13 protein-coding genes are annotated in these 12064 nt (G+C 70.1%); 7 read left to right on the forward strand and 6 right to left on the reverse strand.

Going from position 1 to position 12064, the window contains the following annotated elements:
* On the forward strand, positions 1-868 hold an 868-nt coding region (locus AAG801_RS34860; protein WP_341892531.1), incomplete at its 5' end, for an ATP-binding protein.
* 8 nt (positions 869-876) lie between these two features.
* Entirely contained in the window at positions 877-1578 is a 702-nt protein-coding gene (kdpE, locus tag AAG801_RS34865) for a two-component system response regulator KdpE (RefSeq protein ID WP_341892532.1), read from the forward strand.
* Positions 1579-1825: 247 nt separating this feature from the next.
* On the opposite strand, the gene AAG801_RS34870 is transcribed toward kdpE, so the two are convergent.
* The 4 genes from AAG801_RS34870 to AAG801_RS34885 all read right to left on the reverse strand — a co-directional run bounded on the left by AAG801_RS34870 (position 1826) and on the right by AAG801_RS34885 (position 5230).
* A complete protein-coding gene (locus AAG801_RS34870) occupies positions 1826-2956 on the reverse strand; it encodes a zinc-binding dehydrogenase (protein ID WP_341892533.1) in 1131 nt (376 codons plus the stop codon).
* 89 nt (positions 2957-3045) lie between these two features.
* Positions 3046-3594, reverse strand: a complete 549-nt coding sequence (locus tag AAG801_RS34875) for a dual specificity protein phosphatase family protein (protein WP_341892534.1) — start codon at positions 3592-3594, stop codon at positions 3046-3048.
* The gene (locus tag AAG801_RS34880) at positions 3591-4091 is read right to left on the reverse strand and encodes a hypothetical protein (RefSeq protein WP_341892535.1); all 501 of its coding nucleotides are present in this window, start codon (positions 4089-4091) and stop codon (positions 3591-3593) included. Before AAG801_RS34880 ends, AAG801_RS34875 begins: the two co-directional genes overlap by 4 nt.
* On the reverse strand, positions 4088-5230 hold the full coding sequence (locus AAG801_RS34885; RefSeq protein WP_341892536.1) for a glycosyltransferase: 1143 nt from the start codon (positions 5228-5230) through the stop codon (positions 4088-4090). Before AAG801_RS34885 ends, AAG801_RS34880 begins: the two co-directional genes overlap by 4 nt.
* 165 nt (positions 5231-5395) lie before the next feature.
* Here AAG801_RS34885 and AAG801_RS34890 point away from each other — a divergent pair, with 165 nt between their 5' ends.
* From AAG801_RS34890 to AAG801_RS34910, 5 genes are all read left to right on the forward strand, one after another.
* Positions 5396-6220: a pseudouridine synthase gene (locus AAG801_RS34890; protein WP_341892537.1), complete on the forward strand. Its 825-nt coding sequence runs from the start codon at positions 5396-5398 to the stop codon at positions 6218-6220.
* Between the two features lie 10 nt (positions 6221-6230).
* Entirely contained in the window at positions 6231-7334 is a 1104-nt protein-coding gene (locus tag AAG801_RS34895) for a winged helix DNA-binding domain-containing protein (protein WP_341892538.1), read from the forward strand.
* A 122-nt stretch (positions 7335-7456) separates the two neighbouring features.
* A complete protein-coding gene (locus tag AAG801_RS34900) occupies positions 7457-8113 on the forward strand; it encodes a response regulator transcription factor (RefSeq protein WP_341892539.1) in 657 nt (218 codons plus the stop codon).
* On the forward strand, positions 8110-9474 hold the full coding sequence (locus AAG801_RS34905; protein ID WP_341892540.1) for an ATP-binding protein: 1365 nt from the start codon (positions 8110-8112) through the stop codon (positions 9472-9474). The genes AAG801_RS34900 and AAG801_RS34905 overlap by 4 nt, the downstream gene beginning before the upstream one ends.
* Before the next feature lie 143 nt (positions 9475-9617).
* The gene (locus AAG801_RS34910) at positions 9618-9965 is read left to right on the forward strand and encodes a hypothetical protein (protein WP_192193978.1); all 348 of its coding nucleotides are present in this window, start codon (positions 9618-9620) and stop codon (positions 9963-9965) included.
* Positions 9966-9995: 30 nt separating this feature from the next.
* Here AAG801_RS34910 and aqpZ read toward each other — a convergent pair whose 3' ends face one another.
* Positions 9996-10700, reverse strand: a complete 705-nt coding sequence (gene aqpZ / locus AAG801_RS34915; protein WP_153281715.1) for an aquaporin Z — start codon at positions 10698-10700, stop codon at positions 9996-9998.
* 177 nt (positions 10701-10877) lie between these two features.
* A complete protein-coding gene (locus AAG801_RS34920) occupies positions 10878-11888 on the reverse strand; it encodes an NAD(P)-dependent alcohol dehydrogenase (protein ID WP_341892541.1) in 1011 nt (336 codons plus the stop codon).
* Between the last annotated feature and the right edge of the window lie 176 nt (positions 11889-12064).

Genomic DNA, 12064 nt, shown 5'->3' on the forward strand with positions numbered 1-12064 from the left:
CGTGCGCGGCGTGCTCGCGCTGTGCCCGGCCCGCCCGCGCTGGCTGCTGATTCCCGAGCAGGCGCAGCAGCTGGACACGCTCGCGCGCCAGATCGCCATCGCACTGGAGCGCGTGCACTACGTCGAAGTCGCGCAGCGCGCCGTGGTCGAGATGGAATCGGAGCGCCTGCGCAACGCGCTGCTCGGCGCCATCTCGCACGACGTGCGCACGCCGCTCACCGCGCTCATCGCGCTGGCCGAATCGCTGCAGACCCTGCCGCCCGAAGAACACACCGAGGCCGCGCGCGCCATCGTCACGCAAGCCCATGCGCTGCATGCGCTGGTCAGCAACCTGCTCGACATGGCGCGCCTCGAAAGCGGCGTAGCCGGCGGCACGGTCAACCTGCGGCGCGACTGGCAGTCGGTCGAAGAGGTGGTGGGCGCCGCCATCCGCGCCGCACGCCCCGCGCTGCGCGGCATGGTTGTGCAGACGGCGTGGGACCCCGAGCTGCCGCTGGTCGAGTTCGACGCCGTGCTCATCGAGCGCGTGCTCGTCAACCTGCTGGAAAACGCCGCCAAGTACGGCGCTGCGCCCATCGAGGTGGGCGCGCGCGCGGAGGCCGGCACGCTGGTGCTCACCGTGCGCGACCACGGCCCCGGCCTGCCCGCCGCGCTGCACGGCCGCGAGCAGACGCTGTTCGACAAGTTCACGCGCGGCGAGGCCGAATCCGCCACGCCCGGCGTCGGCCTCGGCCTGGCCATCTGCCGCGCCGTGGTGAGCGCGCACGGCGGCGAGATCAGCGCAGCGAATGCGCGCGACGGCGGTGCAGAATTCACCGTCACCTTGCCGCGCCGCGAGCCCCCCGAACCCGCTGAAGCCCAGCTCTGAAACCCGCCATGCCATCCCCCACCGCCATCGTGATCGAAGACGAGCCGCAGATCCGCCGCTTCGTGCGCGGCGCGCTCGAGGCCGAAGGCTGGCAGGTGCACGAAGCCGGCACCTTGCGCGACGGCCTTGCGGCCGCCGGCACGCGACAGCCTGATTTGCTGGTGCTTGATTTGGGCCTGCCCGACGGCGACGGCGTGTCGCTGATCCGCGATGTGCGCGGCTGGTCGCAGGTGCCGATCATCGTGCTCTCGGCCCGCACCGACGAAGCCGACAAGATCGCTGCGCTCGACGCCGGCGCCGACGACTACCTGACCAAGCCCTTCGGCACCGGCGAACTGCTGGCCCGCGTGCGCGCCAACCTGCGCCGCCCGCGCGCCGCGAGCGGCAACGGCGATGAACCGGCCGCAGAGGCTGTGTTCCGCTTCGGCGACATCGAACTGGACCGCGCCGCGCGCATCGTGCGCCGCGCCGGCGCCGAGGTGCACCTGACGCCGACCGAGTACCGCCTGCTCTCCGTGCTGGTGGCCAACGCCGGCCGCGTGCTGACGCAGCGGCAACTGCTGCGCGAGGTGTGGGGCCCGTCGCACACGGACCAGAGCCACTACCTGCGCATCTACATGGGGCATCTGCGGCAGAAGCTGGAGGCCGATCCGGCGCAGCCGAAGCATCTGTTGACGGAGACGGCGGTGGGGTACCGACTCGTCGTCTAGAAGGAAAAAGAAAGACGAGGGGAGGGGCGTTCATTCACCCACAAAGCCCGGCAGGCGGTGTGGTGAGGGCGGCCCCTCTGTGCCGCCGAGGAGCGCAGCGTTTCGCGGATCAGGGCTCGCAGCTGTTTGAGCCGAAGGCGAGTTCTGCGAGACCCCGCGAAACGCGAGCACCGCAGGGGAGCCGCGAAGCGGCCGGCACAGTGGGGCCGACCGCGCCGCACCGCTTGCCGGGCGCTCTCCAAGGAGATCAGCCAGCCAATCCCTTGTTCGGATTCAGCAGAAACTTCTCCCCCGTCGCCTGCTTCCCATACACCCCGATCGCATCCAGCTGCAGCGCCTCGACCAGAGACACCTCCCGCGTGTAGTGACTCGCAAACGTCGTCTTCAATTCAGCCACCACGCGCGAACGCAGCCGCTGCGTGCCTTCATCGCCCAGCTTCTGCAGGAACGGGAACAGCAGCCAGCCGCCCATGCCCCAGGCCATGCCGAAGTTGCGCACGAACTCGGTCGGGCTGCGGTCCAGGCCGCCGTAGATGTAGACCTGCTTGTGCGTCATCGAGCCGTAGCGGCTGTATTCCTTGGCGGTGCGGTTGATCGCCGCTTCCATGCAGCCGAGGATCTGGCCGGCGAGCTTGCCGCCGCCCGTGGCGTCGAAGGCCAGCGTGGCGCCGGTGGCGACCAAGGCGTCGGTCAGCTGATCGAGGAAGTCCGGCGAGCTCGCGTTGCAGACGTACTTCGCGCCGATGCTGCGCAGCAGCGCTTCCTGCTCGGGCTTGCGCACGATGTTGACGAGGTCGATGCCGTCCTTCTGGCAGATCTTGTTGAGCATCTGGCCGAGGTTGGACGCGGCCGCCGTGTGCACCAGCGCCTTGTGGCCTTCCATCCGCATGGTCTCGACCATGCTCAGCGAGGTGAGCGGGTTGACGAAACACGAGGCGCCATCGGCAGGAGTGGCATCCGCAGGCAGCTCCAGGCACTGCGCAGCGGCGAGGCAGCGGTACTGCGAATACATCGCACCACCGATGGCCGCCACTGTCTTGCCGAGCAATGCCTGCGCGGTCGGCGACGAACCGGCCTTGACCACCACGCCCGCACCTTCGTTACCCACGGGCATCGACTGGTCGAGCCGTGCCGCCATCGAGGCGCGTGCGCGCTCGGGCACCATGGCGGTGACGACAGGGCGATCGGCCGTGCCGGAGGCCACCGCGGTGCTCATGTCGGCGGCGCCGAAGAGCAGGCCCAGGTCCGACGGGTTCATCGGCGAGGCCTCGACGCGGATCACCACCTCGTGGGCCTGCGGTTCGGGCATCGGGTCGTCGTGCAGGGAGAGTTCGAGTTCGCCGTTGGAACGGACGAGAGAGCGCAGCTGGAGTGCCATGGAGAAGCCCCTGTGAAAGGTCGTTCGGAGATGGCCATCGGCCACGGGGCGGCCAGTATAGGAGCGGGTGCGCGCGCCTGCTGGCGCCTTCAGGACACCACGGGAATCACCGGGGCATGGGCCAGCGCGTGACGCATCTTCAGCGGGTCGAGCCGCTCGATGTAACGCGGAATGTTGCGCCACATCGTGTGGTACCCATAGCCGCCGCGCAGCATCTCCTGGCGCGCGCTGTCCTTGTCCCAGTCCTGCACGGCCATGCGGTAGACCGCCGCCACCACGCCCGTGCGGTCGGCGCCGTGCATGCAATGGATGAGCACCGGCCCCTGCTTCTCGGCCTCGCGAATGGCGACCAGCGCGCGCAGCACCTTGGCATCGTCGATCGACCAGGTGTTGATCGGCACGCGCACCAGCCGGATGCCGCTGCCGGCAAACACCTTCCTGTCGTCGTTGAAGGAGCGCAGGCTCACGACGGTGCGGATGCCCAGCGACTGCAGCGCCGCGACGTTCGCGCGGCGCGGCTGCGCGCTGCGGTACAGCGTGGGCGTGATGCGGTGCAGGTTCTCGACCTGCAGGGCATCGAGCGGATCGGCCCAGTGGCCGGGGCGCAGGTCGGCGGTCTTTGTTTTTGTCGTTGTCATCGCGCGCGCGGACGCCAGTGGCGCACCGTCAGGATGAGCGCCGCGATCGCAAGCCCGCCCCAATAGTCGATCGGCGCACCCCATAGCCAGTGCTTGTGCCAGAAGGCCTTCACGGGGTTGAAGTTCTCGAAGCCGAAGGCCGGGTTGATGAGGAACCACAGGAAGTCTTCGCAGACCCAGAACACGATCAACCCCGCGAGCGCCAGCCCCCAATCGCGCCACGTCCAGCGCCCCTGGAAGGCCAGCGGCGAGACGAACACCAGCATCATGAAGGTGAACACCCAGGCGTGATAACCGGTCATTGCGCGGCCGCCCCAGAACAGGTCGAGCCAGATGTTGTTCTCGATGCGCCACGTGGGCAGCGACGTGGCCCAGCCGGCGCCGCCCTCGATCTGGATCTCGGCGTTGGCGAAGAAGAACGCCATCGTCACGACCCACGCGAGGTAGACCAGCGTGCGGCCGATGCCCGGCCGGGGCTCCACGGCGCCGCCGCTCATTCGCCGAGGCCCAGCACGCGCTGCAGCACCGCGCGCGCGGCCTGCGGCTTGCCCAGGGCGCGGCTGCGTGAGGCCATGGCCGCGAGCTTGGCGGGGTCGGCCATGAGGCGCGCGACCTTGTAATCGAGGCCGATGGCGTCGTAGGCCAGCCAGGCGGCGCTTTCTTCCATGAGGAAGCCGGCGTTGTGTTCTTCCTGCCCCGGAATCGGCGAGATCAGCAGCATCGGCTTGCCCAGCGCCAGGCACTCCGACACCGTGAGGCCGCCGGGTTTGGTCACGACCAGGTCGGCCGCGGCCATCATCTTGTGCATCTCGTTCGTGAAGCCGACGGCCACCACGTGGCCCGGATGGCGCTGCGACAGCGCTTCGAGCCGCGCGTGGGCATCCGCGTTACGGCCGGCCACGGCGATCACCTGGAAGGGCGTGTCGCCGCCGAGCGCCAGCACACGCTCGACCATGCTCGGCAGATCACCCACGCCGGCACCACCCGAAGCCATCAGCAGCACCGGCCGTGCGGGGTCCAGCCCCAGCGCGCTGGCGCAGGCCGCGTGCGCCAGCTCGGGTGCATCGGGCTCGGAAAAAGCCGGCATTACCGGAATGCCCGTGACATGCACGCGCTCGGGCGGAATGCCGCGCGCGCGCAGCCGGAAGGCGACTTCTTCCGTGGCCGCGAGGTAGCCCGTCATGCCCGGCACCAGCCACATGTTGTGCAGGTCGTAGTCGGTGATCTGCAGCCACACGGGGCACTCGATGCGGCCCCGGTTGCGTTCGCGCATCAGCAGCTCGGCCGGCAGGAAGTGGGTGCAGATCACGGCGTCGGGCTTGGCGCGGCGAATTTCGCGCACCAGCGCCCCGGTGCTCAGGCGCTCGATGCCGCGGCGCAGCCGCTGCGAGGGCGCGTGGTGCGGCGTGACGTCGGTGCGCTGGTGCAGGTACGACCACAGCTCGGGCGCGCGGTTCACCAGCTGGAGGTACCAGTCGGTGTACACCTTGCGAAAGCCCAGCGGCACATGGGCCATGGCGTCGACATGCACCGCGGTGTGCGGCGCAAACGACTGGGCGAGGGTGGCTTCGAGCGCCTGGGCGGCGCGCACATGGCCGTTGCCGGCGCTCACACTGAGGATCAGGAGATGGGTCATGCAGTAAGGATGCCGGCGGCGTGCCGATTGGCGCGCATTATCGCCACGCATTGCGACACATCGGCCCCGCGCGTGGCACGGCGCCCGCCATCGGCGAAAATGTCACGGGACGCCCCGTCCCGCGGGCTGTGCACCGCCATCTCGCCAGCCGCAACCATTGCTCCCATGACCGACAACGCCCCCGCCCCCGTCCGCCTCAACAAACGCATGGCCGAACTCGGCCTGTGCTCGCGCCGCGAGGCCGACGACTGGATCGCGCAGGGCTGGGTGCGGGTCAACGGCAAGCCCGCCGAGATGGGCGTGAAGGTCACGCCCAACGACCGCATCGAGGTCGACAAGGCCGCCAAGGGCCAGCAGGCGAACCAGGTCACGATCCTCATCAACAAGCCCATCGGCTACGTGAGCGGGCAGGCCGAAGACGGCCACGAGCCGGCGGTCACGCTCTTCACGCCGCAGAACCGCTGGGTGGAAGACAACGCGCGCTTCTTCTTCGGCCCGCAGCAGCTGCGCGGCCTGGCGCCGTGCGGGCGGCTCGACATCGACTCCACCGGCCTGCTCGTGATGACGCAAGACGGCCGCATTGCGCGCCAGCTCATCGGCGAAGACTCGGTGATGGACAAGGAATACCTCGTGCGCGTGGCCTACCACGGCCTGGACCAGCCCGCGCCCACCGGCCAGCTGGTGCGCCTGGACGACGACGACCCGGTCACCACCAACGTGCAGGCGGTGTTTCCGCCCGCCATGCTGGCGCGGCTGCGGCACGGCCTGAGCCTGGACGGCCAGGCGCTGAAGCCGGCGCGCGTCGAGTGGCAGAACCCCGAGCAGCTGCGCTTCGTGCTCACCGAAGGCAAGAAGCGCCAGATCCGCCGCATGTGCGAGCTGGTCGGCCTCAAGGTGCTGGGCCTGAAGCGCGTGCGCATCGGCAAGGTGATGCTCGGCAACCTGCCGGTGGGGCAGTGGCGCTACCTGGCGCCGCACGAGAAGTTCTAAGAATTCGCTCATGGCCGCGGTGCTGAGCCGTCGCGCATTGAACCGGGCCACGCTGGCGCGGCAGATGCTGCTGGCACGGCGCAAGGCGACCGTCGTGCAGGCCATCGAGAAGCTGGCCGGGCTGCAGGCGCAGGCCCCCAACCCGCCCTACATCGGCCTGTGGAGCCGGCTCGAAGGCTTTCGCCGCGAGCAGCTGACCGACGCGCTGAAGAACCGCCGCATCGTGCGCATGTCGACGCTGCGCGCCACCCTTCACTTGATGACCGCCCCGGACGCGTGGGCCTGGCGGCCGTTGCTCGAACCCGTGCACCAGCGCGGCCTGTCGGGCCTGCATGCGCGGGCCCTCGAAGGCGTCGACCGTGCGGCCGTGGTGAAGGCGGGCCGTGCGTTGCTCGACGGCGGGCCGCTCACCGGCACGGCCCTCGGCCAGGCGCTCGCCGGTCGTTGGAAAGACCACGCACCGGCCTCGCTCGCCGCGCTCATCCGCAACAACGTGCCGCTGGTCCACCTGCCGCCCGCGGGCAGCTGGAACTCGCACCAGAACGCGCTGCTGCAGCCGCTCGGCACATGGCTCGGTGAATCCATCGCCGAGATCGCAGAAGCCACGCAAGACGATCTGCTGCTGCGCTACCTCGCCGCCTTCGGCCCCGCGACGCTGGCCGATGCCGGCGCGTGGTCGGGCCTCACGGGCTGGAAGGCCGTGGCTGAACGGTTGAGGCCGCAGCTGCGCGTGTTCACCGGCGAGCAGGGCCAGGAGCTCTTCGACCTGCCGCGCGCGCCGCGCCCCGACCCCGACACGCCCGCGCCGCCGCGCCTGGTCGCCGAATGGGACAACCTGCTGCTTTCGCATGCCGACCGCAGCCGCGTGCTGGACGAGGCGCACCGCGCCCGCGTGTTCACCGTCAACGGCATCGTGCGCGGCACGGTGCTGCTCGACGGCTTCGTGGCGGGCACCTGGAAGATCGAACGCACGACACAGGCGGCCACGGTGGTGCTGGAACCCTTCACGCGCTGGTCCGCGGCCGACCGGCGCGGTGTGGAGGAAGAGGCGCTGCGCCTGCTGGCCTTTGCCGCAGACGACGAAGCCGAGCGGCACGCGGTCCGCGTCCTGTGACCCTGGCGCCTGCACGGCGCCTAAGCCCCGCCTAAGTCTTCGCGCCTACGCTGCGCCGCGGCGCAAGGCCACTACCGATCATCCTGGTCGCGTGCTACCTTGCGCGCGAAGGAGTCGCCGCAATGCGCGTGCTGCTGGTGGAAGACGACGAAATGATCGGGCGCAGCCTGAAGCAGGCGCTCGAGGGCGCGGGCTGGTCGGCCGACTGGGTGCGCGACGGCGAGCTGGCGCAAAGCGCGCTCGGCGACGGCGGCTACACCTGCGTGCTGCTCGACCTGGGCCTGCCGCGCCAGGACGGCACCGAGGTGCTGCGCCGCGCACGCGAACGCGGCGACGCCACGCCCGTGCTGGTGCTCACCGCGCGCGACGGCCTCGACGACCGCATCCACAGCCTGGACCTCGGCGCCGACGACTACCTGCTCAAGCCCTTCGAGTTCCGCGAGCTGCTCGCGCGCATGCGCGCCGTGGTGCGCCGCCGCGACGGCGCCGCGCATTCGCGGATCGGCACCGCCGCGCTGCAGCTGGACCTCACGACGCGCGAGGTGGCGGTCAACGGCGTGCGCGAGGCGCTCACCGCGCGCGAGTTCGCACTGCTGCACGCGCTGCTGGAGCGGCCCGGCGCCATCCTCTCGCGCGAGCAGCTCGAGAACCGCATCTACGGCTGGGGCGATGAAGTGACCAGCAACGCCATCGACGTGCTGATCCACGGCATGCGCCGCAAGCTCGGTGCCGACGCGATCCGCAACGTGCGCGGGCTCGGTTGGCGAGTCGCTGCATGACCGGTGCGGCCCGCCGCTGGTGGCGCCCGCGTTCGCTGCGCACCCAGCTGCTGCTGTGGCTCGTCACGCTGCATGTGGTGGCGGCGGTGCTCACGGCGTGGTTCTCTTTTCTGGCCTACGGCAATCTGGTTCACAACGCACTCGACGACCAGATGCGGCTGGTGGCCGAGTCGTACGCGGGCAACGATCCGCCCAAGACCCCGCGCGCGATGGACGGCGAAGCGGCGTTCTCGCGCGGCGCCTTCGTCGTGCAACTCTGGAGCGCCGACGGCGCCACCTTGCGCGCGAGTTCGTGGCCCGCGCTGTCGGTGCCGCTGCAACCCGGCAGCGGCTTCCGCGACGTGCGCGCCGAGGGGCCCGCGCATTCGCGCTGGCGCGTATTCACGGCCGAGCCCGCGCCGCACGCCGACGCGCCGCGCGTGCAGGTGCTGCAGAACGAGGACTACCGGCATCGCCGCGCACTGCGCCGCGCCTTGCTCGAAGGCCTGCCGATCGCGCTGCTGCTGCCGGCGGCGCTGCTGGTGCTGTGGCTCATCGTGTCGGCCGCCTCGCGCTCGCTGCGTGGCGTGGCGCGCGACGTGGCCTCGCAGGACGAGCGCCGCCCGACCGAGCTGTCGCTGGCGCGCGTGCCCGACGAGATCACGCCGCTGGTGGGCGCCTTCAACCACCTGCTGTCGCGCGTGCGCAGCGCCTTCGCCACGCAGCGCCGCTTCGTGCAGGACGCGGCGCACGAGCTGCGCACGCCGATGGCGGCCATCGGCCTGCAGATCGAGAACCTGCGCGCGCACGTGCCGGCCGGCGAAGCCACCGACCGCTTCAACCAGCTCGAGGCCGGCGTGACGCGCGCGCAGCACCTGATCGAGCAGCTGCTGCAGCTGTCGCGGCAGGACGCACCGCCGTCGGATGCACCGGGCGAGCGGGTCGACATCGAGGCGCTGCTGCGCGACAGCCTGGGCCAGCGCATGGTGCTGGCCGATGCGCGGCGCATCGACGTGGGCTTCGAAGGACTCACCAGCGCTGTGGTCACCGCGCCCGCGTCCGAGCTGCGCAGCGTGTTCGACAACCTGATCGACAACGCGCTGCGCTACGCGCCCGAAGGTGGCGTGGTCGATGTGCGGCTGCACCGGGTCGAGAACGGGCAGGCGGTGGTCGATGTGCTCGACAACGGGCCGGGCATTCCGCCGGCCGAACTGGAGCGCGTGTTCGACCGCTTCTTTCGCGTGCCGGGCGCAGCGGCGGGCGGCAGCGGACTGGGCCTGGCGATCGCGCGCATGGCGGCCGAGCGGCATGGCCTGCGCATCGAACTGCGCAACCGCGACGACGGGCCGGGGCTGAGGGCGCGGGTGCTGCTGCCGATGTAGACAGGGCAGCGGTGCTCATGCCCCGCTCATTCTTCGCTCACGCTGGCCTCAGTCAGGCTGCCTAGAGTGGCTGCAGGTCCTGCTGCGCGCGGTCCGCGCGACGGCACCGGACCGGAGACAACCTGCCCTCAGGAGAACACACCATGCGCACTTCGTTCCAGCCATTCCAGTTTCTGGCCGTTGCTTCCTTCGCCGCGTTCGCGGCGCTGGGCACGGTCAATGCGTCAGCCGAAACCACCGACGGTTCGGACTTCCATCCGCTGCAGATGAATTCGCCGGAGAACCCGGAGGTGCAGGCCGGCGCGATGGCGGCGGCGCGTCCGAGCGGCACGGAGCCCATTGGCCAGTCGACGTCGGCGCCGGCGATCAGCGGGATGACCCCGGTGTCCGACATCCAGGCGGGCGCCTATGCGGCGTCGCACCCGACGGGCACGGAGCCCATCGGGCAATCGACCTCACTGCCGATGGTGAAGTCGGGCAGCGGAAGCTGATCTCGATCCCGCTGCCGAAGACCTGCAAGCTCAGTCGTCGTTGCTGCTGAGCAGTGCGCGGTAGATCACCGCGCCGATGATCGCGCCCACGATCGGGGCGACCCAGAACAGCCACAGCTCCGACATCGCATACGACGGGCCGAACAGCGCCGGGCCGGTGCTGCGCGCCGGGTTCACCGAGGTGTTGGTCACGGGGATCGACACCAGGTGGATCAGCGTCAGGCACAGGCCGATGGCCATGCCTGCGAAGCCGGCCGCCGCGCGCCGGGCGGTGGCACCCAGGATCACGATCAGGAACACGGCGGTCATCACCACTTCGCTGATCAGCGCGGCCGTCATGCTGTACTTGCCGGGCGAGTGCTCGCCGTAGCCGTTGGTGGCAAAGCCGCCGATGTCCGCACCCGGCTTGCCGGTGGCAATCAGGTACAGCACGCCGGCCGCCGCGATGGCGCCCAGCACCTGCGACACGATGTAGCCCGGCAGCTGCCCGGCCTTGAAGCGGCCTGCGGCTGCAAGGCCGATCGACACGGCCGGGTTGAAATGGCCGCCCGAGATCGGACCGAGCGCATAGGCACCGGTGACCACCGTCAGGCCGAAGGCCAGCGAGACGCCGAGCAGGCCGATGCCGACGCCCGGAAAGGCCGCTGCCAGAACTGCGCTTCCGCAGCCTCCGAGCGTGAGCCAGAAAGTACCAATGAATTCTGCAGACCACTTTTTGTAGGTACTGTGTTCCATAACGCTCCATCCTGAAGTTGAGAAAGCACGCACGGCGGGAGCCGAACGCGGGCCGCATTCTAGGAACGGGAATTGGAGGCGTCGAGCAAACGGGCGCGCTGAACGGCAACTGTTCACGATTGCTGTGGATTTGTGCCCTGCAGCATTTGCACATGGGCGGGGCGCGGGCGTGCGGGGTCACATCGTGACGACGACCTTGCCGAATGCGCCGCGTTCCAGATGGTCGAGCGCGGCGGGCAATGCGTCGAAGCTGTAGCGTGCCGCAATCACCGGCTTCAGCGCATTGGCATCGACCGCGCGCACCAGCTCTTCGAGCGCGCGCCGGTGGCCGACGCCGATGCCTTGCACCGTCACGCGGCCGAGCACCATCGCGTAGAACGACGCGCTCAGCGTGTCGCCGCCGAGCATGCCGATGATCGACACGCGCCCGCCCTGCTTCACGGCCTGCAGCGAGCGGTCGAGGTCGGGGCCGCTCGACAGTTCGAGCACGTGGTCGGCGCCGCGCCCGTGCGTGAGACGGCGCACCTCGGCGGGCCAGTCGCTGTCGCGCGCGAGCACATGCGTGGCGCCGAGCGCGCGTGCCGCGGCCTGCTTGTCTGCGCTGCCGGTCACCACGATGGCCTGCGCGCCGTGCAGCCGCGCGAGCTGCAGGCCGAACAGCGCGACGCCGCCGGTGCCGTGGATCAGCACCGTCTCGCCCGCGCGCAGGGCGCCGGTCTCCACCAGCGCGAACCACGCCGTAAGGCCGGCGCAGGGCAGCGTGCTCGCCTCTTCGAGGCTCAGCGTGGCGGGCGCGGCCACGGCCCAGTTCGCATCGATGCACACATGCGAAGCCAGCATGCCGGGCCCGGGGCCGCCGAGCAGCGTGGTGTCGGCGTGCCAGTGGCTGTCGATCCAGCCGCCCCAGAAGGTGTTGATCACGCGGTCGCCCACGGCAAAGCGGCGCACGCCGGGGCCCACGGCCACCACCGTGCCCGCCATGTCCGAGCCGGGCGTGAAGGGCAGCTCGAGCGCCATGCCCATGCCGTCGCGCACCATGAGCAGGTCGCGGTAGTTGAGCGCCACCGCGCCCACGCGCACGAGGATCTGGCCCGCGCCGGGCGAGGGCATCGGCGCGTCGGCCTGTTCGAGGTGGGCGCGGCCCAGTCGGGGAAGCTGCCAGCGGCGCAGCACATCGGGTTCTTGCATCGGAAAGGCTCCATCGGAAAAGATCGACCTCGATGCTATTGACGATGAAAACGATCCGGTGGTGGATAATTTTCCGAAGAATGGTGCTTGAAAGTCTCCAATGAGCCAACGCCTGCAAGGCATCGAAGAGTTCGTCGCGGCGGTGGAGGCGGGCAGCTTTGCGCTCGCCGCGCAGC

It is taken from the genome of Variovorax sp. YR752 (assembly GCF_943372545.1).

Excerpts from the sequence above, each read along its gene's own strand:
- kdpE (WP_341892532.1), top strand. The coding sequence starts at position 877 with ATGCCATCCCCCACCGCCATCGTGATCGAAGACGAGCCGCAGATCCGC.
- AAG801_RS34870 (WP_341892533.1), bottom strand. The coding sequence starts at position 2,956 with ATGGCACTCCAGCTGCGCTCTCTCGTCCGTTCCAACGGCGAACTCGAA.
- AAG801_RS34875 (WP_341892534.1), bottom strand. The coding sequence starts at position 3,594 with ATGACAACGACAAAAACAAAGACCGCCGACCTGCGCCCCGGCCACTGG.
- AAG801_RS34880 (WP_341892535.1), bottom strand. The coding sequence starts at position 4,091 with ATGAGCGGCGGCGCCGTGGAGCCCCGGCCGGGCATCGGCCGCACGCTG.
- AAG801_RS34885 (WP_341892536.1), bottom strand. The coding sequence starts at position 5,230 with ATGACCCATCTCCTGATCCTCAGTGTGAGCGCCGGCAACGGCCATGTG.
- AAG801_RS34890 (WP_341892537.1), top strand. The coding sequence starts at position 5,396 with ATGACCGACAACGCCCCCGCCCCCGTCCGCCTCAACAAACGCATGGCC.
- AAG801_RS34895 (WP_341892538.1), top strand. The coding sequence starts at position 6,231 with ATGGCCGCGGTGCTGAGCCGTCGCGCATTGAACCGGGCCACGCTGGCG.
- AAG801_RS34900 (WP_341892539.1), top strand. The coding sequence starts at position 7,457 with ATGCGCGTGCTGCTGGTGGAAGACGACGAAATGATCGGGCGCAGCCTG.
- AAG801_RS34905 (WP_341892540.1), top strand. The coding sequence starts at position 8,110 with ATGACCGGTGCGGCCCGCCGCTGGTGGCGCCCGCGTTCGCTGCGCACC.
- AAG801_RS34910 (WP_192193978.1), top strand. The coding sequence starts at position 9,618 with ATGCGCACTTCGTTCCAGCCATTCCAGTTTCTGGCCGTTGCTTCCTTC.
- aqpZ (WP_153281715.1), bottom strand. The coding sequence starts at position 10,700 with ATGGAACACAGTACCTACAAAAAGTGGTCTGCAGAATTCATTGGTACT.
- AAG801_RS34920 (WP_341892541.1), bottom strand. The coding sequence starts at position 11,888 with ATGCAAGAACCCGATGTGCTGCGCCGCTGGCAGCTTCCCCGACTGGGC.